General features: G+C 31.9%; 22 protein-coding genes. 19 read left to right on the forward strand and 3 right to left on the reverse strand.

Going from position 1 to position 24,144, the window contains the following annotated elements:
• The first annotated feature begins 19 nt into the window (after positions 1-19).
• A complete protein-coding gene (gene priA, locus LOS89_RS04680; RefSeq protein WP_231836685.1) occupies positions 20-2,470 on the forward strand; it encodes a replication restart helicase PriA in 2,451 nt (816 codons plus the stop codon).
• On the opposite strand, the gene LOS89_RS04685 is transcribed toward priA, so the two are convergent.
• Positions 2,467-3,162, reverse strand: a complete 696-nt coding sequence (locus LOS89_RS04685; protein ID WP_026726604.1) for a LytR/AlgR family response regulator transcription factor — start codon at positions 3,160-3,162, stop codon at positions 2,467-2,469. The two genes, priA and LOS89_RS04685, sit on opposite strands and share 4 nt — an antisense overlap.
• Positions 3,163-3,312: 150 nt before the next feature.
• Here LOS89_RS04685 and rpsF point away from each other — a divergent pair, with 150 nt between their 5' ends.
• From rpsF to LOS89_RS04720, 7 genes are all read left to right on the forward strand, one after another.
• Entirely contained in the window at positions 3,313-3,654 is a 342-nt protein-coding gene (rpsF, locus tag LOS89_RS04690; protein ID WP_231836686.1) for a 30S ribosomal protein S6, read from the forward strand.
• 2 nt (positions 3,655-3,656) lie between these two features.
• Positions 3,657-3,953 carry a 30S ribosomal protein S18 gene (gene rpsR / locus LOS89_RS04695; protein ID WP_008253655.1) on the forward strand — a complete coding sequence of 99 codons (297 nt, stop codon included), beginning with the start codon at positions 3,657-3,659 and terminating at the stop codon, positions 3,951-3,953.
• Positions 3,954-4,016: 63 nt separating this feature from the next.
• Positions 4,017-4,460, forward strand: a complete 444-nt coding sequence (gene rplI, locus LOS89_RS04700; RefSeq protein WP_194096150.1) for a 50S ribosomal protein L9 — start codon at positions 4,017-4,019, stop codon at positions 4,458-4,460.
• A gap of 60 nt (positions 4,461-4,520) precedes the next feature.
• Entirely contained in the window at positions 4,521-4,994 is a 474-nt protein-coding gene (locus tag LOS89_RS04705; RefSeq protein WP_231836687.1) for a DUF6495 family protein, read from the forward strand.
• A 3-nt stretch (positions 4,995-4,997) separates the two neighbouring features.
• Positions 4,998-6,989 (forward strand): NAD-dependent DNA ligase LigA, encoded by a 1,992-nt coding sequence (gene ligA, locus LOS89_RS04710; RefSeq protein ID WP_231836688.1) that lies wholly within the window; start codon positions 4,998-5,000, stop codon positions 6,987-6,989.
• A complete protein-coding gene (locus LOS89_RS04715; protein WP_231836689.1) occupies positions 6,982-7,692 on the forward strand; it encodes a hypothetical protein in 711 nt (236 codons plus the stop codon). The genes ligA and LOS89_RS04715 overlap by 8 nt, the downstream gene beginning before the upstream one ends.
• Entirely contained in the window at positions 7,667-8,380 is a 714-nt protein-coding gene (locus tag LOS89_RS04720) for a hypothetical protein (protein WP_231836690.1), read from the forward strand. The genes LOS89_RS04715 and LOS89_RS04720 overlap by 26 nt, the downstream gene beginning before the upstream one ends.
• Here the strand turns inward: LOS89_RS04720 and LOS89_RS04725 are convergent, their stop codons facing one another.
• Both LOS89_RS04725 and LOS89_RS04730 read right to left on the reverse strand, forming a co-directional pair.
• Positions 8,381-9,295: a bifunctional metallophosphatase/5'-nucleotidase gene (locus tag LOS89_RS04725; RefSeq protein WP_231836691.1), complete on the reverse strand. Its 915-nt coding sequence runs from the start codon at positions 9,293-9,295 to the stop codon at positions 8,381-8,383.
• Between the two features lie 11 nt (positions 9,296-9,306).
• On the reverse strand, positions 9,307-10,095 hold the full coding sequence (locus LOS89_RS04730; RefSeq protein ID WP_231836692.1) for a 5'-nucleotidase C-terminal domain-containing protein: 789 nt from the start codon (positions 10,093-10,095) through the stop codon (positions 9,307-9,309).
• A gap of 45 nt (positions 10,096-10,140) precedes the next feature.
• Here LOS89_RS04730 and LOS89_RS04735 point away from each other — a divergent pair, with 45 nt between their 5' ends.
• From LOS89_RS04735 to coaE, 11 genes are all read left to right on the forward strand, one after another.
• The gene (locus LOS89_RS04735) at positions 10,141-10,659 is read left to right on the forward strand and encodes a DUF6913 domain-containing protein (protein ID WP_231836693.1); all 519 of its coding nucleotides are present in this window, start codon (positions 10,141-10,143) and stop codon (positions 10,657-10,659) included.
• Positions 10,660-10,662: 3 nt separating this feature from the next.
• Entirely contained in the window at positions 10,663-11,541 is an 879-nt protein-coding gene (gene dapA, locus LOS89_RS04740) for a 4-hydroxy-tetrahydrodipicolinate synthase (RefSeq protein ID WP_231836694.1), read from the forward strand.
• A 98-nt stretch (positions 11,542-11,639) separates the two neighbouring features.
• A complete protein-coding gene (locus LOS89_RS04745; protein ID WP_231836695.1) occupies positions 11,640-12,434 on the forward strand; it encodes an outer membrane protein assembly factor BamD in 795 nt (264 codons plus the stop codon).
• 9 nt (positions 12,435-12,443) lie between these two features.
• Entirely contained in the window at positions 12,444-12,758 is a 315-nt protein-coding gene (locus LOS89_RS04750; RefSeq protein ID WP_026726592.1) for a DNA-directed RNA polymerase subunit omega, read from the forward strand.
• Positions 12,759-12,764: 6 nt separating this feature from the next.
• Positions 12,765-13,976, forward strand: coding sequence for a bifunctional phosphopantothenoylcysteine decarboxylase/phosphopantothenate--cysteine ligase CoaBC (coaBC, locus tag LOS89_RS04755; RefSeq protein WP_231836696.1), 1,212 nt, complete (start codon positions 12,765-12,767; stop codon positions 13,974-13,976).
• Complete coding sequence (porD, locus tag LOS89_RS04760; RefSeq protein ID WP_231836697.1) at positions 13,966-14,859, forward strand: type IX secretion system protein PorD; 894 nt, start codon at positions 13,966-13,968, stop codon at positions 14,857-14,859. Before coaBC ends, porD begins: the two co-directional genes overlap by 11 nt.
• A 24-nt stretch (positions 14,860-14,883) precedes the next feature.
• Positions 14,884-16,536, forward strand: coding sequence for a DNA repair protein RecN (gene recN / locus LOS89_RS04765; RefSeq protein ID WP_231836698.1), 1,653 nt, complete (start codon positions 14,884-14,886; stop codon positions 16,534-16,536).
• A gap of 64 nt (positions 16,537-16,600) precedes the next feature.
• The gene (gene fabV / locus LOS89_RS04770) at positions 16,601-17,791 is read left to right on the forward strand and encodes an enoyl-ACP reductase FabV (RefSeq protein ID WP_231836699.1); all 1,191 of its coding nucleotides are present in this window, start codon (positions 16,601-16,603) and stop codon (positions 17,789-17,791) included.
• Between the two features lie 190 nt (positions 17,792-17,981).
• A complete protein-coding gene (locus tag LOS89_RS04775) occupies positions 17,982-22,367 on the forward strand; it encodes an NIDO-like domain-containing protein (RefSeq protein ID WP_231836700.1) in 4,386 nt (1,461 codons plus the stop codon).
• A gap of 149 nt (positions 22,368-22,516) precedes the next feature.
• The gene (locus LOS89_RS04780; RefSeq protein ID WP_231836701.1) at positions 22,517-23,515 is read left to right on the forward strand and encodes a glycosyltransferase family 2 protein; all 999 of its coding nucleotides are present in this window, start codon (positions 22,517-22,519) and stop codon (positions 23,513-23,515) included.
• 3 nt (positions 23,516-23,518) lie between these two features.
• Positions 23,519-24,106, forward strand: coding sequence for a dephospho-CoA kinase (gene coaE, locus LOS89_RS04785; RefSeq protein WP_231836702.1), 588 nt, complete (start codon positions 23,519-23,521; stop codon positions 24,104-24,106).
• The last annotated feature ends 38 nt before the right edge of the window (positions 24,107-24,144 follow it).

The raw sequence follows: 24,144 nt of genomic DNA on the forward strand, positions 1-24,144 counted from the left end.
TTCAAACTATATTTGTTCTATGCTGTTTTTTATAGAAGTTGTTTTGCCTTTAGCTGTTTCTAAAACCTTTACTTATCAGGTTTCCGAAGCAGAGTTTCGTTACATTCAAATAGGAATGCGAGTTGCGGTACCTTTTGGTAAAACAAAGATTTATACAGCCTTAGTTATTGATAAAAATAACAATCCTCCTCAATTATACGAAGCAAAAGAGATTCATCAAATTTTAGATGAAAAACCTGTTGTAAATCAAAATCAAATAGAACATTGGAAATGGATTGCTTCTTACTATATGTGTTCGCTAGGTGAAGTGTTTCGAAGTGCTTTGCCTTCTGGATATATTTTGGAAAGTGAAACCATTATTTCAGCTAAAGAAAATGCCGAAATCGATTCGGATGAACTTAAAGATGATGAATTTCTAATTTTAGAAGCTTTAAAAAGTCAATCTTCGATTACGGTTCAAGATGTGATTAAAATTTTAGGCAAGAAAACCGTTTTTCCAATCATTAATCGATTATTAGCTAAAGGCGCATTGGTTTTACAAGAAGAAATTTCGGAACAATATAAACCGAAGTTAGTTCGTTATATCAAATTACATGAATCTTTTTTACAACAAGAACAATTAGCCGAATTATTAGAAGTGTTATCCAAAGCCAAAAAACAACGCGAATTGGTTTTGCATTATTTCCAATTACAAGCACGAGAAAAAGCACCCATTTCAGTAAAAAAACTAATTGAAACTTCTGGAAGTACTTCGGCTATAGTAAAATCTTTGGTAGATAAAACGATTTTCGAAGAGTATTTCATTGCTCAAGATAGAGTTTCGTTTGATAAAGAAGACGATAGTCAATTCACGTTAAGTGAAGCGCAACAAATAGCTTTTGATAGCATTCAAGAAAATTTCAAAACCTTTGATGTCAATTTATTACACGGCGTTACAGCTTCTGGGAAAACAGAAATTTATATCAAACTTTTAGAACAATATATTAAGGAAGGAAAACAAGTTTTGTTTTTGTTACCTGAAATTGCCTTAACCACACAATTAGTGCAACGATTAACAGCTTATTTCGGAAATGAAGTAGCCGTTTTTCATTCTAAATATACCAATAATGAGCGAATAGAAGTCTGGAATCAAGTTTTGGAAAATTCACCTAAAGCAAAAGTGGTTATTGGAGTTCGAAGCGCTTTGTTTCTTCCTTTTTCCAATTTAGGATGTATTATTGTAGATGAAGAACACGAGCAAACCTTCAAACAGCATGATCCAGCGCCAAGATACCATGCACGTGATGCTGCGATAGTTTTAGCGAAGCAACACGGAGCAAAAGTGGTTTTAGGAAGTGCGACTCCATCTTTGGAAACCTATTATAATGTGCAATCCAATAAATACGGTTTAACAGAATTAAAAGTGCGCTACGGAAATGTAGTGTTACCCGAAATTCAATTAGTAGATTTAAAAGATAAGTATTTCAGAAAGAAAATGTCTGGCCATTTTTCTGATGAATTGTTGGAGGAAATCACCGAAACCTTATCGAAAGGTGAACAAGTTATTTTATTTCAAAACCGTAGAGGATTTTCGCCTTATGTGGAATGTATGACGTGTGGTCATGTGCCGCATTGCCCAAGTTGCGATGTGAGTTTGACGTATTACAAATTTAAAAATCAATTGCGTTGTCATTATTGTGGGCATTCGATTGCAAATCCAATACACTGTCATAGTTGTCAATCGGTTGATGTTACTTCAAAAGGTTTCGGAACGGAACAAATTGAAATGGAATTGAAAACTCTTTTTCCAGAAAAAAACGTTGGAAGAATGGATCAAGATACGACTCGAGGAAAGTTTGGCTTCGAGAAAATTATCGATTCCTTCAAAAATAGAGAAATTGATGTTTTGGTAGGAACACAAATGCTAGCCAAAGGTTTGGATTTTGATAATGTGACTTTAGTTGGGATTTTAAACGCCGATAATTTATTGAACCAACCTAATTTCAGAGCCTACGAAAGAGCGTATCAAATGATGATGCAAGTTTCGGGTAGGGCAGGACGTTCAGAAAAAAAAGGAAAAGTCGTTATTCAGACGTATAATCCATATCACAATACGATTCAACAAGTTTTGGGTAATGATTATGCAGGAATGTATAAAGAGCAAATTTACGAACGCCAGAACTTTAAATATCCGCCTTTCTTTAGATTAGTAAAACTTACAATGAAACATCGCGATTTTGATAAATTGAAAGAAGGTTCGATGTGGTTGTATAATGTATTATCTCAAAATTTAGATATGCCTGTTTTGGGCCCAGAAGAGCCAGCTATAAATAGAATTCGTAATGAATATATTCGAACGATTATGGTTAAAATTCCGGTTCAGAAGCATTTGGGAAATACCAAAAAAAATATTGCGAAAGTGCTCATGAGTTTTGAAGCAGTTCCGCAATATCGTGCTATTAAGGTAAAAGTAGATGTCGATGTGTATTAAGCGTTTTCGATAGCTTTTACAATTTCTTCTTTCTTGTTACGACTTAATGGTATTTTAGTATTTCCAATTTCAGCAAACTTACTATTGAATTTCTCGACTCTATCTAAATTGATAATATACGATTTATGAACGCGAATGAATTTACCTTCTGGAAGTTCTTTTTCAAAACCTTTCATGGTTGATAATACTAAATGACTTTCATCATCGGTAACTACTTTGATGTAATCGCCATAGGCTTCAATCCATTTGATTTTAGAAACATATACTTTTAATTTCTTTAAATTACTTTTAATTACGATACTTTCGCCATGATCTTCATGGTTTTCGTAACGCAAAGCATGAAGTTCCGTTGCTTTTTTAACAGCTTTATTGAAGCGTTCTTTAGAAATAGGTTTTTGAAGAAAATCAGTTGCTTCATAATCAAAAGCTTTAACTGCATAATCAGCTTTTGAAGTAATAAATATGATTTGTGGTTTTGTTTTTAGTCCGTCTAATAAGTCGAAACCGTTTATTAACGGCATCTCAATGTCTAAGAAGATTAAATCAATAGTATTGTTGTTGATACAATTCTTTGCCTCAAGAGCATTAGCAAAATCTCCTACTAAGTTTAATAATGTTGATTCGTTAACTAATTTCGTGATGGTAATTCTTTGAATAGCACTATCATCTACAACGATACAATTCAACTTCATGGGCATATATTTTTTATAGTTTGTTAAAAGTAGAACTATTATTACAAATACACAAGTTTTTTTAATAAAAATTAATAATGTGTTATACTTGTTATTTCAAATAAAAGTATTATTTTTGCACCCAATTTTATAACAATAAATATAAAGATTATGAATCATTATGAAACTGTTTTCATCTTGAATCCCGTTTTATCTGAGCAACAGGTAAAGGAAACAGTAAGCAAGTTTGAAGATTTTCTTACTTCTAAAGGGTCTGAGATGGTATCGAAAGAAGATTGGGGCTTAAAAAAATTAGCTTACGAAATTCAACACAAAAAAAGTGGATTTTACCACTTATTCGAATTCAAAGCGCCAGCTGAAATTATTCTTGCATTTGAAACTGAATTCCGTCGTGACGAGCGTGTTATGCGTTTCTTAACGGTGTCTTTAGACAAACATGCAATTTCTTGGGCAGAAAGAAGAAGAGCAAAATTAAAATCTAAAACAAACTAATCATGTCTACATTAGAGCAATCTGCAAAAGGGAAAAAAGACGGAGATATCAGATATCTTACGCCTTTAAACATAGATACAAACAAAACTAAAAAATACTGTCGTTTCAAAAAATCAGGTATTAAATATATCGATTATAAAGACGCAGACTTTTTATTGAAATTTGTTAACGAGCAAGGTAAAATTTTACCAAGACGTTTAACAGGTACTTCATTAAAATACCAAAGAAAAGTTTCTGTAGCTGTTAAAAGAGCTCGTCACTTAGCTTTAATGCCATACGTGGCCGATTTATTAAAATAATATTTAACAAATAGTTGTTGCTTCGCCGTAGGTGAGCTAACTTCTAATTAAAAGGACAACAACATGGAACTTATCTTAAAACAAGACGTTCAAAATTTAGGATTTAAAGACGATGTAGTAACTGTGAAAAACGGATACGGTCGTAACTATTTAATTCCTCAAGGTTTTGCTATTTTAGCAACTCCATCTGCTAAAAAAGTTTTAGCTGAAAACTTAAAGCAAAAAGCGCACAAAGAGGCTAAACTTGTTGCTGATGCAAAAGCTTTAGCTGAAGCTTTAAAAGCTTTAGAAATTAAAATTACTGCTAAAGCAGGTGGTGATAAATTGTTTGGTTCAGTTACTAGTGCTAACATCGTGGAAGCATTAGAAGCTAACGGTCATTCAATTGAGAAAAAATTCATCACTAGCGGTGTGGTAAAACGTGTAGGTAAATATACTGCATCAGTTAGATTACATAGAGATGTTATCGTTGAGTTACCATACGAAATCGTAGGTGAAAAAGCATAATTTTTCTCAAAATATAAATTAGCTCCGATTTTATCGGGGCTTTTTTTTTATCTTTACTTTATGAAATACGCAAGATTAACGAAAGAACAGTTAGAAGAATTACATCCCGAATTTATTAATTTTTTGGCAACACAATCTATTGATAAAATCGAGTGGGATGATATTAAAAAAAATCGTCCTCATGTGGCCGAACAAGAGATTGATGTTTTCTCCGATATGATTTGGGAAAAAGCATTGACTAATGTTACTCATTTAGATCATTTTTCTAAAAACTACATTTTTCTTTTCAAATGTTTGCCTGATGTTGTGTATTCCTTTGTGATTAAAACAAATAACCCAGAAATTGATTTCGTTTCTGCAGATGGAATTCACTGGTTATCAGAAAATCTTTTCTCTGACGATGTGGAAATTACCAGAGGAAGAAAAGATATTTCGTCTAATCGAAATGAATCGTTGTTTGAGATTATCAAGCAAGGTGGAATTATCAGCAAAGGAGAATTATTTACCAAATTAGACAGCCTAATCAATCCCTAATTTATGAGCGTTTTAGATACTATTAAAAGTTTGAGAGAAGAATTAAATCAACATAATTATAACTATTATGTTTTAGATAAACCGACCATTTCTGATTTTGAATTTGATCAAAAACTAAAACAATTACAAGATTTAGAAGCGCAACATCCTGAGTTTTTCGATGAAAATTCGCCAACTCAAAGAGTAGGAGGAATGATTACGAAGAATTTTGAAACAGTGAAACATGAATATCGAATGTATTCGTTGGATAATTCGTATTCCATAGAAGATTTACAAGATTGGGAAACCCGAATTCAAAAGGTTTTAGGTAATGTTCCATTGGAATATACTTGCGAATTAAAATACGATGGAGCATCCATTAGCATCAGTTATGAAAATGGTCGTTTAGTACGTGCTGTAACACGTGGCGATGGTTTTCAAGGCGATGATGTAACGAATAATATCAAAACTATAAAGGCTGTTCCTATTCATTTAAAAGGAGATTTTCCTGCAAAATTTGACATCCGTGGAGAAATTATTCTTCCGTTTGCCGGATTTGAAAAAATGAATCAAGAATTAATTGAAATTGGAGAAACACCTTATTCCAATCCAAGAAATACGGCTTCAGGAAGTTTGAAATTGCAAGACAGTGCTGAAGTAGCAAAACGTCCGTTGGATTGTTTATTGTACTTTGTAATAGGTCATAATTTGCCTTTTAAAACGCAATTTGAAGGTTTGCAAAAAGCCAGAGATTGGGGTTTTAAAGTGCCTGTTCAATCTAAATTGGCAAAAAACCTTAATGAAGTTTTTGAATACATCAATTATTGGGATAAACACCGTCACGAATTGCCTTATGAAACGGATGGGGTAGTTATTAAAGTTAATAATATACAACATCAGGAAGAGTTAGGTTTTACAGCAAAATCGCCACGTTGGGCAATGGCATATAAGTTCAAAGCCGAACAAGTAACTACGAAATTAAATTCGATTTCGTACCAAGTTGGGCGTACTGGAGCTATTACGCCAGTTGCTAATTTAGAACCTGTTCAATTGGCGGGAACGATTGTAAAACGTGCTTCGTTACACAACGCTGATCAAATTAAAAAACTAGATATTCGAATTGGTGATGAAGTTTTCGTAGAAAAAGGTGGAGAAATCATTCCAAAAATTATAGCAGTTGCCAAAAGAGGAAATCAAGAAGAACCAACAAAGTACATCACGCATTGTCCAGAATGTCAAACAGAATTAGTAAGAAGCGAAGGCGAAGCGAATCATTTTTGTCCAAATTTCTATGGTTGCCCACCTCAGATTATTGGAAGAATTCAGCATTTTATTACCCGAAAAGCCATGGATATTGATGGTTTAGGTGGAGAAACAGTTGCTTTATTATTCAATGCTGGTTTGGTAACCAATTATGCTGATTTGTACGAACTAAAAAAGGAGCAAATCATTCCATTAGAAAGAATGGCTGAAAAATCAGCAGAAAACTTAATCAACGGAATTGAAAAATCGAAAACCATTCCTTTTGAGCGTGTTTTGTATGCGTTGGGAATTCGTTATGTAGGTGAAACGGTTGCAAAAAAATTAGCGAAACATTACAAATCTATTGATGCAATTGCGCAAGCAAGTATCATGGATTTGATTTTGGTAGATGAAATTGGCGATAAAATTGCTCAAAGTGTTGTTCAATTCTTTGAAAATCAAGAAAATATTCGTATTATTGATAGGCTTAAGAGTTTTGGAGTTCAATTAGAATCGGGTGAAGATGATGTTTTACTTTCGGAAAAATTAAAAGGAAAAACATTCGTTGTATCAGGTGTTTTTGAAATTTATTCAAGAGACGAACTCAAAAAAGCTATTGAAGATAACGGAGGAAAAGTAGGAAGTTCTATTTCATCAAAAACCGATTATGTAATTGCTGGAGATAATATGGGACCATCCAAACTAGAAAAAGCAAATCAATTAAAAATTGCAATTATATCAGAATTAGACTTCAAACAAATGATAGATGCTTAAAGTAAATTCGGCTTTAATATTATATTTCACGGCTTTTATTTTATATGTATTTGCTGTTTTAATTGGAAGTGATAATTTGGAGCTTTTTAGTAAGCCTATTATCATTCCGTCGATTTATTATTTCTATTATATTAGTGTTAGAGGTAAGATTGATTATTTGTTTTCTTTTTCGGTTTTATCTTTCTTTATTGGTGAAATTTTACATCTAATTAGTAGAGAAGAGTTTAATGTTTCGGGGCTTATATTTTTATTAATTCCATATTTCATTATATTGTTTTTTATTTTTCAAGATTTAATCTATTATTTGAAAAAGAAAAAAATTAACCTGAACACATTTTCTTTCTATATTATCGTAATGCTTTTAGTGTATTTGTTTTTTAATGTGCTAATGATGATGATAGAAGAAAATAGCTTTGAATTTTTTATTTATTCTTTGTACGGAATATTATTGTTGTTAATGGGAATTTTAGCCTTTGTAATGCTAATTAACTACAATAATAGAACAATTTTGTATACGGGTTTTATGGTTGGTTGTTTTTTATTATCCGATTTGTTTTTTGTTTTTTCAAAAAAAATCCCCGATTTATTAGCCTTGAAGATGATTAATGTTACAACTCAAGAGTTATCGTTTTTTTGTTACATAAGTTATTTTGTTTACAGAACTAAATTTAAACTTTATGGTAAGAGAGATATTCAAGATTGATAAAAATATAGATAGCCGAGCTAGTGGAGCTTTGTACATCTATTTTATTTCCTATTTGTGTTATTTGTTTTTTTACAGGGTTTATGGCGATTTAGACATTGCTTTGATTTTTAAACCCATTATAGTTCCAAGTATCGCTTTTGCTTACTTTTTTATAAGTAAAGCAACAAAAATATATTTGAATTTATTTTTGTTTTTAGTAATCTTTTTTGCTGATAATTTGATTTTGATAGAGGGAAGAGATATTAAAGTATTTTCGACCTATTTGTATCTAATAGCTATAGGTGTTTTATTTAGTTATGTAGTTACAGATTCAAAAATCTTCAAAAGAAACCTCTTTTTAAAAAACAATTTCAATTATTTTATAATTTCTTATTTGTCGTTGGTCATCTTTTATAAGATTGCAAGTTTGACTTTAAATATGGAGTTTAAAGAAATTTTTGTAGTTATTGGTTACGTTGTAATGTTTTTGATGGTTTTATTACTAAGTATTTATAATGCCTTACGATTTAAATCAATTGCATTTAGATTTTTGTTGTTAACGATACTCTGCTTGTTTTTTTCAGATGTTTTAGTTGCTTTGAATAAGTATTATTCAAAAAATGATATATTAATCTATATCGCTTGTTTGATTGAAATACCGGTATATTATTTTCTTTTGAAATATTTACTTTACAGAGAAAAATAGTTACACAATAATGTTTTTTGATTGATTATTATAGAGTTTGTCGTTAGATAAATAAAAATCAATTCTACCCAAATTCACTCCGAAACAGCCTACTTGATTAATCAAAACTTCTTTTCCTTCGCTATTTTTTTCAATAACGGGTTTGTCTAAAAAAGTGTGCGTGTGTCCGCCAATAATCAAATCAATATTTTTTGTTTTTTGAGCTAAAACAATATCACTAGGTTTTTCAGGTTCGTCTTTGTATTTAAATCCTAAATGCGACAAACAAATCACCAAATCACATTTCTTTTCTTCTTTTAGAATTCGCGTCATGTCTTGTGCGATCTCAATTGGATTGTTGTAAATCGTTTCTTTGTAAAGTTTTTTGTCTACAAGTCCGTCTAATTGAACGCCTAATCCGAAAATTCCAATCTTGATTCCGTCTTTAGTGATGATTTTATAAGGTTTTACAATATCATTCAAAACCGTATTTTTAAAGTCATAATTAGCTGATACAAAATCGAACTTTGCATGTGGTAATTGCGCATAAAAACCATCAATTCCGTTGTCAAAATCGTGATTTCCCATAGTGGCCACATCGTATTGCATCATGCTCATTAATTTGAATTCCAATTCGCCACCATAATAATTAAAGTAAGGAGTTCCTTGAAAAATATCGCCAGCATCTAATAAAAGCACATTTTTTTCTTCTTTTCGGATGCTTTCAATGATAGCAGCTCTTCTGGCAGCGCCACCCATATTTGGATTTTTTGGATGATCGGCAGGAAATGGATCGATATGACTGTGCGTGTCATTCGTATGTAAAATAGTAATCTTTTTGGTATCAATAGTAGAAAAACTACTTAAACTCATGCCTGATAAGCCAAGTAAAACCGAACTCGCAGCTGTTTTTTGGATGAAATCTCTTCTCTTCATTGCTCTAAGTATTATTCTAAAATTATTTTTTCGGTGGTTAGGTTTGGAATTGTATCTACTTTCTTGAAATAATCAATCATCATATTTCTAAGTTTATATTCCATGTCAAATTTGATTTTACTTTCTTTAAAAAACGTCATATTGTCGCCTCCATTGGCTAAATAATCGGAAGTTCCCACATAATAAATTCGATTTTCATCTAAAGGTTCATTGTTAATTTCAATCTTATTTATTACTGAAGTTGACTTATCAATATAAATTTTCATTCCGTATAAAGGATGTGGTTTCTTTTCTTTTATGATATATTCGGCTAACGTTTTAATTTCTTTTCCAGTTAATCCCACAATGAACAAACTATTTTCAAAAGGCATCACTTCAAAAGCAGTTCTTGTAGTTACATCACCTTTTGGAATTACAGCTCTGATACCGCCGTGATTAAGTAAACAAATATCAATCGTTTTGTTTTCTCTTTTTTGAAAAACCGGATTTCCAAGTTCAAAAGTGATTTCTGCTAATAAATTCCCGATATTCGATTGCCATGTTCCCTTGCTTTTGTCTTGTGTTTCCGGACAATAAGCTAAAACGCTATTTAAATCTTTATTGATATTATCACTGTAAGGTTTTACGTAAGTTACAATAGCTTCGTTTTCACCTTTTTCATTGGTAACACCTATTTTTTTTCCTTCAATTTTAGTAGTTTGATAGGTAGAAGTTGATTTACAAGATATAAAGAGATTAAATGTTAATAATATAACAAAAAATCCAAAAGATATCGTATTCTTTTTTACATTTACAAGCATAACAAAAGCTTAAATTTTTAATTTTGTCGAATAGGTAAAAATACTATGTTTTATAATATTATAAAGAACTTTTTTCTTAAAAAAAATGTTACTAAACGATTAGCAACTCAAAATTCGTCTGGTTCAAACGATAAAGTGTTGACGGTTGGAGTTTTAGTAGACGAAACATATTTCAATGAAACTAGTCAATTAGTGGAGCGAATTTTTTCTCAGGGAATTCAAGAAAGTAATATTTCTATCTTAGTTTATAAAGATAAAATTAAAAAGAAAGAAGTAATAAACGAACCCTTTTTGTCGTTAAAAAACATTTCGATTTCAGGAGAAATCAATAAAAAAGAAGTAAACGATTTTGTCGAAACTCCTTTTGATTTGTTAATCAATTATTACGATGTTAATAAAAGCGGTCTTTTGTTATTGTCAACCAAATCAAAAGCCAAATTTAAAGTAGGATTTGACACGGTTGACAAAAGAGTCAATCATTTTATCATAAAAACAGTCGTTGAAAATTTTAATGAGTTTGTTTTAGAACTGTTTAAGTATTTGAAAATTTTAAATAAAATATAAAAAATGCAATCATTTATTGGTACAGGTGTTGCTTTAGTTACGCCATTTAAAAAAGATTTTTCGGTTGATGTAGAGGCTTTAACTCGAATAGTGAATTATGTAATTGAAGGTGGAGTAGAGTACTTAGTAGTTTTAGGTACTACAGCAGAATCGGCAACGTTATCACAAGACGAAAAAGAATTAGTTATCGATACAATAATTAAAGCAAATGCAGAAAGATTGCCTTTGGTTTTAGGAGTTGGAGGAAACAATACGCACAAAGTTGTTGAAGAATTGAAAACTAGAGATTTTTCTCATTTCTCAGCGATTTTATCGGTTTCGCCTTATTATAATAAACCTACGCAAGAAGGTATTTACCAACATTTTAAAGCAGTTGCTGAAGCGTCTCCAATTCCAGTAATCTTATATAATGTACCAGGAAGAACAGCAAGTAATATGTTGCCATCAACGGTTATCCGAATTGCAAATGATTTCAAAAATGTAATCGGAATTAAAGAAGCGGCTGGCGATATCGTTCAAGCAATGAAATTAATCCAAATAAAACCAGAAGGATTTTTAGTAATTTCTGGAGATGACATGATTACGTTACCAATGGTTTTAGCGGGTGGAGCAGGAGTGATTTCGGTGATTGGTGAAGGTTTTCCGAAGGAATTCTCTGAAATGGTACGTTTAGGTCTGCAAAGAAAAGTAGATGAAGCGTATAAATTACATTACCTTTTAGCGAATAGTATCGATATGATTTTCGAACAAGGAAATCCTGGAGGAATTAAAGAAGTCTTTAAAGCATTAGGATTATCGGAGAATACAGTTCGATTGCCACTTGTAAATGTAAATGAAGATTTAGCTACAAGATTGCATAATTTCACAAGAAAATTAAGTTAAAAAAAAGATTTTTATAGTAATTAAATAATGCCTAAATTTGCAGTTGCTTTTTTAGGTGACATCTTATTGATGTTTATAAAGAAAAAATATAAAGCCAAATGAATAAATTTTTTAGTTTCCTTATTCTTACCATTTTATTGGTGTCATGTAGTCCTTATCAAAAGGCTTTGAAGTCGGATGATGTTGCCGTTAAAAGCGAAGTTGCAAATGCAATGTATGATAAAGGGAAATATGATAAAGCAATCAGATTATATGAACAAATTGCACCAGTTTATAAAGGTAAGCCCAATGCTGAACGAATGTTTTATTTATATTCTAAATCACTTTATAATACGAATCAATTTTATTTAGCAGGGTATCAATTTGAAAATTTTGTTGCTACTTATCCTAGAAGTGAAAAAAGAGAAGAGGCTACATTTTTGGCTGCTGAATGTTTTTATAAATTATCTCCTGCATACAGTTTAGATCAAACAGATACTCAGAAAGCACTAGATAAAATGCAACGATTTATTGATGTTTATCCTGAATCAAGTTATTTGGCTGAAGCTAATAAATACGTTAAAGAGTTAAGAGAAAAACAAGAAAAGAAAGCATTTGAAATAGCAAAACAATATAATTCTATTTCAGATTTTAAAGGAGCTCTAAAAGCATTTGATAACTTTATTTTAGATTTTCCTGGAACACCATATAAAGAAAAAGCTTTGTATTATAGATTGGATTCAGCGTATAGGTTGGCTATCAATAGTATTGAATCAAAAAAACAAGAGCGTTTAAATTACGCCAAAACAACTTATGCAAATTTGATTAAATTCAATGCTGCAACAGAATATAAAGAAGAAGCTGATAAAATGTTAGCTGAAATTGAACAAGAATTAAAACAATTTTCTAAATAAAAGTAAATCATGGATTTAAAGAAAACAAATGCTCCTGTAAATACGATTACTTACAACAAAAGTAAATTAGAAGAGCCTACCGGAAACATTTATGAAGCGATTACTATCATGGCAAAACGTGCTAATCAAATCAATACTGAAATCAAAAAAGAATTGATTGAGAAATTAGAAGAGTTTGCTACTTACAATGATAGTTTAGAGGAAGTTTTTGAAAACAAAGAGCAAATTGAAGTTTCAAAATTCTATGAAAAATTACCGAAACCACATGCTTTAGCAGTACAAGAGTGGGAAGAAGGTAAAATCTATTACAGAGAAGCTAAATAAATCAATATGTCTGTTTTAAGCGGTAAAAAAATCTTGCTAGGTGTATCTGGTGGTATAGCTGCTTACAAAACAGCCAACTTGGTTAGACTATTTATAAAAGCAGGTGCACAAGTACAAGTTGTAATGTCGCCTGCTTCTTTGCATTTTGTTACGCCACTTACTTTGGCAACCCTTTCCAAGAATCCAGTTTATTCTACTTTCTACAACGAAGAAGAAGGAAATGGAGAATGGAATAACCACGTAGAATTAGGATTATGGGCTGATTTAATGCTTGTGGCTCCAGCTACAGCAAACACCCTTTCTAAAATGGCAAATGGGAATTGCGATAATTTATTAATTGCAACTTACCTTTCTGCTAAATGTCCCGTTTATTTTGCACCTGCAATGGATTTGGATATGTACAAACATCCATCAACTTTAGATAGTTTTCATAAATTAAAATCCTTTGGAAATATTATAATTCCTGCCGAAAGTGGCGAATTAGCAAGTGGTTTATTAGGTGAAGGTAGAATGGCTGAGCCTGAAAGTATTGTTTCGTTTCTGGAACGTGATTTACTAGAAAAATTACCACTTAAAGGAAAGAAAATTTTAATTACCGCTGGTCCAACATATGAAGCTATTGACCCGGTGCGTTTTATAGGAAATCATTCTTCAGGTAAAATGGGATTTGATATTGCTAATGAAGCTGCTAACAAAGGAGCAGAAGTAATTCTAGTAACTGGACCAACACATCTGAATGTACAAAATTCAGCTATTAAATTAATTCGAGTAATATCGGCACAAGAAATGTACGATGCTTGCCATGAATTTTATAATAGTGTTGATGTCGCTATTGCTGCAGCAGCTGTTGCAGATTATCGACCAAAAAATGTAGCTAACCAGAAAATAAAAAAGAACGATGCAACGTTCTCTATAGAATTAGAAAAAACAAAAGATATTTTAGCTTCGCTTGGCGAACAAAAGAAAAATCAATTCTTAATTGGATTTGCGTTAGAAACTGAAAATGAAATTGAACACGCAAAGCAAAAAATCCAGAAAAAAAACTTAGATTTGATAGTTTTAAATTCTTTAAACGATGAAGGAGCTGGTTTTGGTAAAGCTACTAATAAAGTAACTTTTATATCTAAAGATTTTACAATTGAACCTAAGGAATTAAAATCAAAAGAAGCGGTAGCTAAAGATATCATTAATAAAGTAATTCAATTTTATGATGCGTAAAATAGTAGTAGTATTTATTTTCTTGTTTTCATTAGGTAATGTGTTTTCACAAGAGCTTAATGCGACAGTTTCTGTTAACTATCAACAAGTAGCTAACGGAAATCCACAACTATTTAAAAATTTAGAAACTCAAGTAAAAGAGTTTTTAAATACGACAAAATGGACTACTAAAGAATTTAATGATGTTGAAAAAATTGAATGTAATTTTTTCATCAATATCACTACTTACGGAGCAAATAATTTTGAAGCAACATTACAAGTACAATCATCAAGACCTATTTATAATTCAACGCTTTCGTCACCGATTTTGAATATCAATGACAAAAATTTTTCATTTCGTTTCATCGAGTTCGAGAATTTAATTTACGATCAAAATTCATTTAATTCTAACCTAGTTTCGGTATTAGCATTTTACTCTAATTTGATTATTGGTATAGATCAAGATTCTTTTACAGAATTAGGAGGAACTGAATATCTTCAGATTGCATCAAATATTGTAAATGTAGCTCAAACAAGTGGTTACAAAGGATGGAATCAATCAGAAGGAAATAATAACAATAGAAATTTCTTAATTTCAGATATGTTATCAACTACTTTCGCTCCTTTCAGAAAATCATTGTATCAATACCATAGACTTGGTTTAGATATTATGGAAAGTGATGTTAAGAAAGGAAAAGAAGGTGTTGCTACTGGAATTACTGTTTTATCTGAAATTCAGAAAACAAGACCAAATGCACTATTAACAAGAACTTTCTTTGACGCAAAAGCAGACGAGATTGTCTCAATATTTAGTGGAGGACCAAAAGTTGATATCGTTCCGTTATTAGAAACGTTAAACAGAATTTCTCCTCTTAACTCTCAAAAGTGGAATAAAATAAGATAATTATTTTACTCAACGAATATTACTATGCTACTTTCGCTTTCTATAAAAAATTACGCGCTAATTGAATCGCTTGAAACTGATTTTTCGAATCAGTTTTCTGTTATTACAGGAGAAACTGGAGCAGGAAAATCAATTCTTTTAGGAGCACTTGGTTTGGTTTTAGGAAACAGAGCCGATTTGACTTCTCTAAAAGACAAAGAGCAAAAATGTATTATTGAAGCGCAGTTTTCAATAGCTAATTATAATCTTCAATCTTTTTTTGATGAAAATGATATGGATTATGATGACAAAACTATTATTAGAAGGGAAATTCTTCCTTCTGGAAAATCTCGTGCATTTGTAAACGATAGTCCTGTAAATCTGCAAGAATTACAAGAGTTAGGCGCAATGTTGTTGGATATTCATTCCCAACATCAAACTCGAGAATTAACCGAAGAAAATTATCAAATAGATATTTTAGATGCTGTTGCTAATAATGGCGATTTAGTAAATTCGTATAAAAATGCATTAAATGCTTTTAAAGCTACTCAAAAGGAATTGAAGACTTTGTTGGCTGAAAAAGAAAATCTTATCAAAGAGTACGAATACAATTCATATTTGCTAAACGAACTTTTAACTGCCAATTTAGTAGATGGCGAACAAGAAGAGTTAGAGCAAGAATTAGAACAATTAAGCAATGTTGAATTTATTAAAGAAAATTTTGATCGAATTTTAGCTATTGCAAATGAAGAACAAGTTGGCGCTTTAATAAATTTAAAAGAAATTAAAATAGCACTTCAAAAAGTATCTGGTTTTTCAACTCAAAATTCACAATTATTAGAACGCTTAACGAGTAGTTTACTAGAAGTTGAAGATATAATTTCAGAATGTGAGCAAAACAACGAAAAGATAATTGCTGATCCAGAACGTTTAGAATTGGTGAATACCAAATTACAAACCATTTACAATTTACAAAAGAAACATCAAGTTCAAACTATAACTGAATTATTAGTGATTCAGAATGAATTGGATGCAAAAGTAATTCGTGTAGATGATTTAGATAATGTAATTCACAAATTACAGGCTGATTTAAATTCAAAACAAGATAAAGTTGATGAAATAGCTAAATCAATTTTTGAAAACAGAAAGAAAACAGCTCCAATTCTTATTGATAAGATAAAAGCTATTTTATCTCAATTAGGAATGGTTGAAGCTAATTTTCAATTCGAAATCAATCATACTGAATCATTCTTTACAAAAGGTAAAGATGAAGTTATTTTGTTGTTTTCGGCAAATAAAGGAACAAGTTTTGGCTTGTTGAAAAAAGTAGCTTCTGGAGGTGAAATGTCGCGTATTATGTTGGCAATAAAAGCTGTTTTGGCCAATTATTCAAAATTGCCCACGATTATTTTTGATGAAATTGATACTGGGGTTTCAGGTGAAATTGCAATTAAAATGGGAGAAATCATGAAAGAAATGAGTGCTTCTATGCAAGTTTTCGCCATCACTCATTTGCCTCAAATTGCAGCTAAAGGAAATTCGCATTATAAAGTTTCAAAACGCAATCAAGGAGACACAACGGTTTCAGAATTAAATCTATTAAATTCAGAAGAAAGAGTATTGCAAATTGCTGAAATGTTATCAGGTAAAGATATTACCGAATCGGCTTTACAACATGCAAAAGCTTTGTTGAATTAATTTTTTGAAGTACTTTTGTCTACTTAATAAATGAACAACTAACCAATTATAAAATAAAGAAAAGATGATTATTGAACCAAGAATGAGAGGTTTTATTTGTTTAACAGCTCACCCAAAGGGTTGTGAACAAAATGTAAAGAATCAAATTGAGTACGTAAAATCTAAAGGAAAAATAAACGGACCAAAAAGAGTATTAGTAATTGGAGCTTCAACAGGTTTTGGTTTGGCTTCAAGAATTACAAGTGCTTTTGGTTCAGATGCTGCAACAATTGGTGTGTTTTTTGAAAAAGCACCATCAGAAGGAAAAACAGCATCTCCAGGTTGGTATAACTCTGCTGCCTTTGAAGTAGAAGCTGAAAAAGCTGGATTATATGCAAAAAGTATTAATGGTGATGCTTTTTCTAATGAAGTAAAACAACAAACTATCGATATGATTAAAGCTGATTTAGGTCAGGTTGATTTAATTATTTATAGTTTGGCTTCTCCAGTACGTCAGCATCCAGTAACAGGTGTTTTACACCGTTCTACATTAAAACCTATTGGAACTACTTTCACAAATAAAACAGTTGATTTTCACACAGGAAATGTAAGTCAAGTATCTATCGAACCAGCAAATGAAGATGATATCGCAAATACAGTTGTGGTTATGGGTGGTGAAGATTGGTCAATGTGGATGGACGCTTTAAAAGATGCAGGTGTTTTAGCTGAAGGTGCTACTACAGTTGCTTATTCTTACATAGGACCTGAAGTTACAGAGGCTGTTTACAGAAAAGGAACTATCGGTAGAGCAAAAGACCATTTAGAAGCGACAGCTTTTGAAATCACTGATAAGCTTGCTGATTTACATGGTAAAGCTTATGTTTCTGTAAATAAAGCATTAGTTACACAAGCAAGTTCTGCAATCCCTGTAATTCCTCTATATATTTCTTTATTATATAAGATTATGAAAGCGGAAGGAATTCATGAAGGATGTATTGAACAAATTCAACGTTTATACGCTGATCGTTTATATACTGGCAATACTGTTCCTACAGATGATAAAGGTAGAATCCGTATTGATGATTGGGAAATGAGAGCAGATGTTCAGGAAAAAATTGCTAAATTATGGGGCGAATCAACTACAGAAACGTTAGTAGAATTAGGAGATTTAGCAGGATATAAACAAGATTTCTTAAACTTATTTGGATTTGGGTTTGATGGAGTAGATTATCAAGCTGATACTAATGAAATGGTTATGGTACCGAGTATCAAATAAATAAAAATACAACATTTTGCATAAAAATTGTTACAAAACTCTAGTTAAGCTAGAGTTTTTTGTTTTTTATCGATGTTTTATTGCTTTTCGTCGATATTAAGAGAAAGTTATCTTTACGTAGTGTTTTTAGTGATTAATATATTTATTTAATAGTTAAATTTGTAGTTGCTTAACAAAAAATTATAAATACATGAAAAAAATTACTTTATTTTTATTTGCGCTCTTTACGTGCTGGCAAATAAATGCCCAAGTAAGTTCCTATGCTTTTAGTCAAAGTAGTGGTACTTACACACCAATAACGGGCGGCACATTAGCTGCGTCTGGAGCATCTCTCGATGACACTATTCTGAGTGTTACTTTACCAACAGCTTTTGCTTACAATGGTAATAGTATTACTACAGTTGGCTTTAGTCCCAATGGTTATTTGATCATGGGTAATACTACAACTCATGGTTATACTCCATTATCAAGTACTGCTACATCTAATGGTGTTATTTCTGGACTTGGAATGGATTTAGTTTCTAATGCGGCTACCTCTGAGTTAAGATGGGAGCAAATAGGAAATGAAATCATTTTTCAATGGAAAGAGTTTAGAAGATATTTAGCTACACCAGAAAGTATAAATTTTCAAATTAGGTTAAACACCTCTAATGGCCAAATTAATATTGTATATGACGCTCCAACTACTGTTGTCGCTAGTGAAACTAGAATTCCACAAGTTGGATTAAGAGGTACAGCAAATACGGATTATAATGCTAGAAGGCTTACTACATCTGTTCCAGATGCTACACCTTCATGGAATGATACTGCTGCGGCAACTTCAAATGCGCATAACGTAAGATTTACTAATACATCTCCAGCTGCTTTTCCATCTTCAGGATTAACTTTTACTTGGTCACCTCCAGTTCCTTGTTCAGGTGCTCCAGTTGCAGGAAGTGTTACTCCAGCTTTACAAAATATATGTTCAGGAACTACGCCTGCCAATTTAGTTGCAACTGGTTTTTCTTCGGGGGTAACAGGTTTAACTTTTCAATGGGAAGAATCTAATGATGACGGTGCAACAGATGCATGGGCACCAGTAGTAGGAGGTACAGGAGCTACAACAGCGACTTATACTCCACCTGCTTTTTCGGGAACACCTATATATTACAGATTAAATGTTACATGTACAAATTCAACAACTTCTGCTCAAACAGCGTCAGTTTTAGTAACAGTTCCAATTACCCCAACTAATCAAATAACAGCTCTAACTATTCCTGCTGCTACAGTAGGTGCCGGTCAAGCAGTAGTTAACTGGACAAATGGAAATGGTGGTAGAAGAGTAGTTTATGTTAGTGATTCAGCTACTTTTACTGATCCAGTAGATGGAAATGCTCCTGCTTTAGTAGCAAATAATGTTTATTCTGGATCTGGACAACAAATTATTTTTGATGGTACTGCAGCTACTGTTACAGTAACTGGATTAATGCCAGGAACACAATATTATATTAAAGCTTATGAATATGTTCGTTGTGGTTCTGGACCATACGATTATTATTATAATGTGACTACAGGAACAAATACAGGGAATTTTACAACTTGTCCTGCTTTTACAGTTCCTTATTTTGAAGGTTTTGAATCAGGATATACTCACAATACTGTTGTAGCTGGTTGTATTTCTCAAGCTTCTGTTACAGGAACCGCTGTTTGGACTGCTAACAGTACTTTTACAGATCGTAATAGAACTCCAAGAACTGGAGCTTTTAATGCTTTTTTACAGTGGAGTAATGAAGATTGGATGTTTATTCCAATTGATTTAATTGGAGGAACAAGTTATAGAGTTTCATTATATGCTCGTCAAGATGGTGCAGCAGCTACTGATTCAAATATTGCAATCAGTTATGGTACTTCAAGTAGTGTAGCAGGTATGACAAATTCAATTGTGGCTGCAACAGGTATTATTAATGGTAATTATCAAGAAATTGTTGGAGATTTTACTCCTGCGACTTCAGGAACTTATTATGTAGGTATTAAAGGATATATGAATGGCAATCCATTTTATATTTCATTAGATGATATTTCTATTACTGAATCACCTTCATGTTTAAATCCAAATACAATTATTGCTTCAAATATCACATCAAATTCAGTTGATTTATCTTGGACTGACGGTTCAGGAGGTTTACAATTTGATTACGAATATGTTATTCAAGCACCTGGAACAGGGGAGCCTACAGGACCTGGTGCTCCAATTGGTGATGTAGCTGTTGTAGGTGAAGGTTTTGATATTGATGGAAATCCACTTACACCTGATACGCTTTACGAAGTATATGTAAGAGCAGTTTGTAATGGTGGTTCTGATTTTAGTACATGGTCTGGTCCAATAACTTTTAGAACACTATGTAATTCTATTACTTCATTACCTCATTCTGAAAGCTTCGATGCTGCAGCACTTCCATCTTGTTGGTCTACAGCTTTAATTTCAGGTTCTACAAATTGGGCTCCAACTACCAACAATGATGGTGTGCCAGCTCCAAGAACTGGAACCCGTTTTGCTGGGAAATCTTGGTTAGGAGACGACAATGCATTGTTAATTAGTCCTCCATATGATTTATCTGCTTACGCAACTGATCAAGCAAGATTAAATGTTTGGATTTATAGAAGTGCTAATGGATTAGCTACTGATAGAGTAACTTTTTATGCAAATACTGCAAATAATTTAACAGGAGCTACGATGTTAGTAGACGTGCCATTACCAATTACATCAGCACCTACGGTTGCATCAGCTGGATGGTACAATTATACAGTTGATGTACCTTTATCTTACAATGCAGGAGGTGTTTTCTATATAATTGCTCAAGGAAGAACTTCTTCTTCTTGGTCTTCTTATAGTGTTGGTTTTGATGATTATGTTTTAGAGTTAACTCCTACTACTGCACCTTCTTGTGCTTCAAATATTGTAGCAACACCTCATGCAACTTGTGGTAATTTTGCTAATACAATTACATGGGATGCTACTGCTGGTGCTGATGGATATTATGTTACTATTGGTACAACAACTGGTGGAAATAATATTGCAAATGCGATTCCAGTTTCGGGTACTTCTTATAACTTTACTGGTAACTTTAATACTACATATTTTTACACGATTGTTCCATTTAATGCTAATGGTTCTGCAACAGGATGTTCTGAATTATCATTTGTAACTAATGCAAATGGATGTTATTGTGTTTCTGCTCCAACTTCTGTTGATGGTTCAGGTATTACTAATGTTCAAATTGTATCAACAGATTTTCCAAATACAGTTTCAACTTCTCCAGTTTACAATGATCATACAACAACGCCTGTTACTATGTCTCAAGGAGTTAACAATAATGTTCAAATTTCTTTCAATGTACCTTCATTTGGTGCTTCATATGATTATAATACTGTAATTTGGATTGATGCGAATGATGATTATGTTTTAGATGCGTCAGAGATTGTTTATACAGGGCTTTCTTCAACAGCAGTAGCTCCAACATTACTAAATGCTTCTTTTGTGATGCCTGCAACAATGCCTTTAGGTCAACATAGAATGAGAATAGTAGCTACTGATGCTTTGCAAACTCCTGCTAACCCATGTTATTCAGGTACTTTTGGTGAAACTGCTGATTTTACAGTTAATATTGTTGCAGCATCTTGTACTCCACCAGCTGCAACAACTACTTTAGTTCCAGCTTGTGGTGCTTCTCAATATTCTATAGATGTAGATGTAACTGCTTTAGGAAGTGGTACACCTTCTATCACAGATGGAACAACTACATGGCCAGTTTCAGCTATTGGAGTAGTAAATGTTGGTCCATTTGCTAGTGGATCTTCAGTTACTTTAACTTTATTACATGGTTCGGATGCTACTTGTAATTTACCTTTAGGTTCTTTCAATTATGCTTGTCCACCAGCAAATGATGATTGCGTTAATGCAATTGCTTTAACTCCTGGAGGTGTTTTTGCTGATTATCCTGTTGTTGGAACAACTGTTAATGCAACTACTGTGACAGGTTTAACTTATGCTTGTCAAACAAATAGAGCAAATGATGTTTGGTATAGTGTTGTTGTTCCTGCTTCTGGTACTATAACTATTGAAACGCAAGCTAATGGGGGGTCTGCATTAACAGATACAGTTTTAAGCGTGTTTTCTGGAACATGTGGAGCTTTAGTTGAAGTTGGTTGTGATGATGATAATGGAGTTGGTGCTTTCTCAATTGTTAATTTAACACAACCGGCTGGAACAACATTATACATTGGTGTTTGGAGATGGTCTAGTGCAACAAATGGAACATTCCAAGTTTCTGCTTATGATGCTTCTTTATCTTCTGGATCATTTGATAATGCTAATTTTGTAGCTTATCCAAATCCAGTGAAAGATTTCTTAAATGTTTCTTACAGTTCTGAAATTTCTTCAGTAAGAGTTATCAATATGATAGGTCAAGAAGTAATTTCTAAAAACTTGAATGCAACTTCAGGACAGGTTGATATGTCTCAATTAAGTGCTGGTACATACATTGTTAATGTAACTGTAGGTGATGCAGTTAAAACTTTAAAAGTAGTTAAGCAATAATAAATAAATTAAGTTAATGATTAAAGTCCCGATTTATCGGGACTTTTTTTATGTTTTATTTTCATTTAAGAATGAATGAACCTATATAATTTGGGAGATCACTAGTTAATATCCTTAAAAAAATATGTAGGTTTGTAAAAAAAATTAAGATGCATTTTTCTTTTATAGTTCCGGTGTATAACCGACCAGATGAAATTGATGAATTGCTTGAAAGCTTAACTAAGTTTACATCAACTATTCCTTTTGAAGTTGTAATTGTTGAAGATGGTTCAACTATTTCTTGTCAGAATATAATTGAAAAGTATATTGACAAATTAACTATTTCCTATTTCTTCAAACCAAATTCTGGTCCTGGTGATTCTCGAAACTATGGAATGAAAGTTGCAATCGGCGACTATTTTATCATCTTAGATTCAGATTGTATAATTCCTGAAGATTATTTAACGAATGTTCAAAAAAGTTTAGATGAAGAATATGTAGATTGTTTTGGCGGACCTGATGCTGCATTAGATTCTTTTTCAGATATTCAAAAAGCAATTAACTTTACGATGACGTCTTTTTTAACTACTGGTGGAATACGTGGAGGAAGTGAAAAAGTTGATAAATTTCAACCAAGAAGCTTTAATATGGGATTGTCTAAAAAAGCATTCGAAGCTTCTAATGGATTTGGCAATATTCATCCTGGTGAAGATCCAGATTTGTCTATTCGATTATGGAATTTAGGATTTAAAACGAAGCTAATTAAAAACGCATTTGTGTATCACAAAAGAAGAATTAGCTGGGAAAAATTTCAAATTCAAGTTAATAAATTTGGAAAGGCTCGACCTATTTTAAATTCATGGTATCCAGAACATTCAAAAATTACGTATTGGTTTCCAAGTCTGTTTTTAATCGGTTTTTTGTTTTCGGTTTTAATGGCATTTTTTGGAATAGAATATTTTATAGCTTTTTATGGAATTTACTTTTCAATACTTTTTATTAGTTCTGTAGTAGTCAATAAAAATTTGAAAATTGCGTTATATTCTATATGGTCGACCATTATTCAATTTTATGGTTACGGAAATGGATTTTTACTTTCATTTTATAAGATTTCAATTTTAAAGCAAGATCCTAAACGAGCTTTTCCTGAATTATTTTTTAAAAAATAAATTATGACAAAAATAATTGGTTTAACTGGAGGAATTGGTAGTGGAAAATCTACGGTTGTTAATTATATTGCTTCAAAAGGTATTCCTGTTTACATTGCTGATGATGAAGCAAAAAAAATAATGGAAGATGCAACTGTTAAGCAAAGAATCCAAAAGCTATTTTCTCAAAGTGTTTTAAATGATAATGGTACTTTAAATAGAAAAAAAATTGCCGAACTAGTATTTGGTTTTCCTGATAAATTGAAGGAATTGAATGCGATTGTTCATCCAGAAGTACAAAATCATTTTAAAGAATGGTTATTTAAGCATAAAGAATACTCTTTTATCATAAAAGAAGTAGCGATACTTTTTGAAACAGGTGGTAATAAACAATGCGATAAAGTCATTTTAATCACAGCTCCAGAAGAACTTAGAATACAAAGAGCTATGAAACGTGATAATTTAACAAAAAAGGATGTTTTAGTTAGAATTAACACTCAACTTCCTGATTCAAAAAAGAAAGAATTAAGCGATTTCGTTGTAGAAAATGTTGATTTAAATGATACTTTCTTAAAAATCGACGAAATTCTTAAAATTTTAGCGAAATCCTAAAAAAAGGTTTTTATGTTAATCTTTGGTTAATACATTTT

Source organism: Flavobacterium channae (genome assembly GCF_021172165.1).
GTDB lineage: Bacteria > Bacteroidota > Bacteroidia > Flavobacteriales > Flavobacteriaceae > Flavobacterium > Flavobacterium channae.

What these genes read in the sequence shown, in the direction of transcription:
- priA (WP_231836685.1), top strand. Translation starts at nt 20, where the DNA reads ATGCTGTTTTTTATAGAAGTTGTTTTGCCTTTAGCTGTTTCTAAAACC.
- LOS89_RS04685 (WP_026726604.1), bottom strand. Translation starts at nt 3,162, where the DNA reads ATGAAGTTGAATTGTATCGTTGTAGATGATAGTGCTATTCAAAGAATT.
- rpsF (WP_231836686.1), top strand. Translation starts at nt 3,313, where the DNA reads ATGAATCATTATGAAACTGTTTTCATCTTGAATCCCGTTTTATCTGAG.
- rpsR (WP_008253655.1), top strand. Translation starts at nt 3,657, where the DNA reads ATGTCTACATTAGAGCAATCTGCAAAAGGGAAAAAAGACGGAGATATC.
- rplI (WP_194096150.1), top strand. Translation starts at nt 4,017, where the DNA reads ATGGAACTTATCTTAAAACAAGACGTTCAAAATTTAGGATTTAAAGAC.
- LOS89_RS04705 (WP_231836687.1), top strand. Translation starts at nt 4,521, where the DNA reads ATGAAATACGCAAGATTAACGAAAGAACAGTTAGAAGAATTACATCCC.
- ligA (WP_231836688.1), top strand. Translation starts at nt 4,998, where the DNA reads ATGAGCGTTTTAGATACTATTAAAAGTTTGAGAGAAGAATTAAATCAA.
- LOS89_RS04715 (WP_231836689.1), top strand. Translation starts at nt 6,982, where the DNA reads ATGCTTAAAGTAAATTCGGCTTTAATATTATATTTCACGGCTTTTATT.
- LOS89_RS04720 (WP_231836690.1), top strand. Translation starts at nt 7,667, where the DNA reads ATGGTAAGAGAGATATTCAAGATTGATAAAAATATAGATAGCCGAGCT.
- LOS89_RS04725 (WP_231836691.1), bottom strand. Translation starts at nt 9,295, where the DNA reads ATGAAGAGAAGAGATTTCATCCAAAAAACAGCTGCGAGTTCGGTTTTA.
- LOS89_RS04730 (WP_231836692.1), bottom strand. Translation starts at nt 10,095, where the DNA reads ATGCTTGTAAATGTAAAAAAGAATACGATATCTTTTGGATTTTTTGTT.
- LOS89_RS04735 (WP_231836693.1), top strand. Translation starts at nt 10,141, where the DNA reads ATGTTTTATAATATTATAAAGAACTTTTTTCTTAAAAAAAATGTTACT.
- dapA (WP_231836694.1), top strand. Translation starts at nt 10,663, where the DNA reads ATGCAATCATTTATTGGTACAGGTGTTGCTTTAGTTACGCCATTTAAA.
- LOS89_RS04745 (WP_231836695.1), top strand. Translation starts at nt 11,640, where the DNA reads ATGAATAAATTTTTTAGTTTCCTTATTCTTACCATTTTATTGGTGTCA.
- LOS89_RS04750 (WP_026726592.1), top strand. Translation starts at nt 12,444, where the DNA reads ATGGATTTAAAGAAAACAAATGCTCCTGTAAATACGATTACTTACAAC.
- coaBC (WP_231836696.1), top strand. Translation starts at nt 12,765, where the DNA reads ATGTCTGTTTTAAGCGGTAAAAAAATCTTGCTAGGTGTATCTGGTGGT.
- porD (WP_231836697.1), top strand. Translation starts at nt 13,966, where the DNA reads ATGATGCGTAAAATAGTAGTAGTATTTATTTTCTTGTTTTCATTAGGT.
- recN (WP_231836698.1), top strand. Translation starts at nt 14,884, where the DNA reads ATGCTACTTTCGCTTTCTATAAAAAATTACGCGCTAATTGAATCGCTT.
- fabV (WP_231836699.1), top strand. Translation starts at nt 16,601, where the DNA reads ATGATTATTGAACCAAGAATGAGAGGTTTTATTTGTTTAACAGCTCAC.
- LOS89_RS04775 (WP_231836700.1), top strand. Translation starts at nt 17,982, where the DNA reads ATGAAAAAAATTACTTTATTTTTATTTGCGCTCTTTACGTGCTGGCAA.
- LOS89_RS04780 (WP_231836701.1), top strand. Translation starts at nt 22,517, where the DNA reads ATGCATTTTTCTTTTATAGTTCCGGTGTATAACCGACCAGATGAAATT.
- coaE (WP_231836702.1), top strand. Translation starts at nt 23,519, where the DNA reads ATGACAAAAATAATTGGTTTAACTGGAGGAATTGGTAGTGGAAAATCT.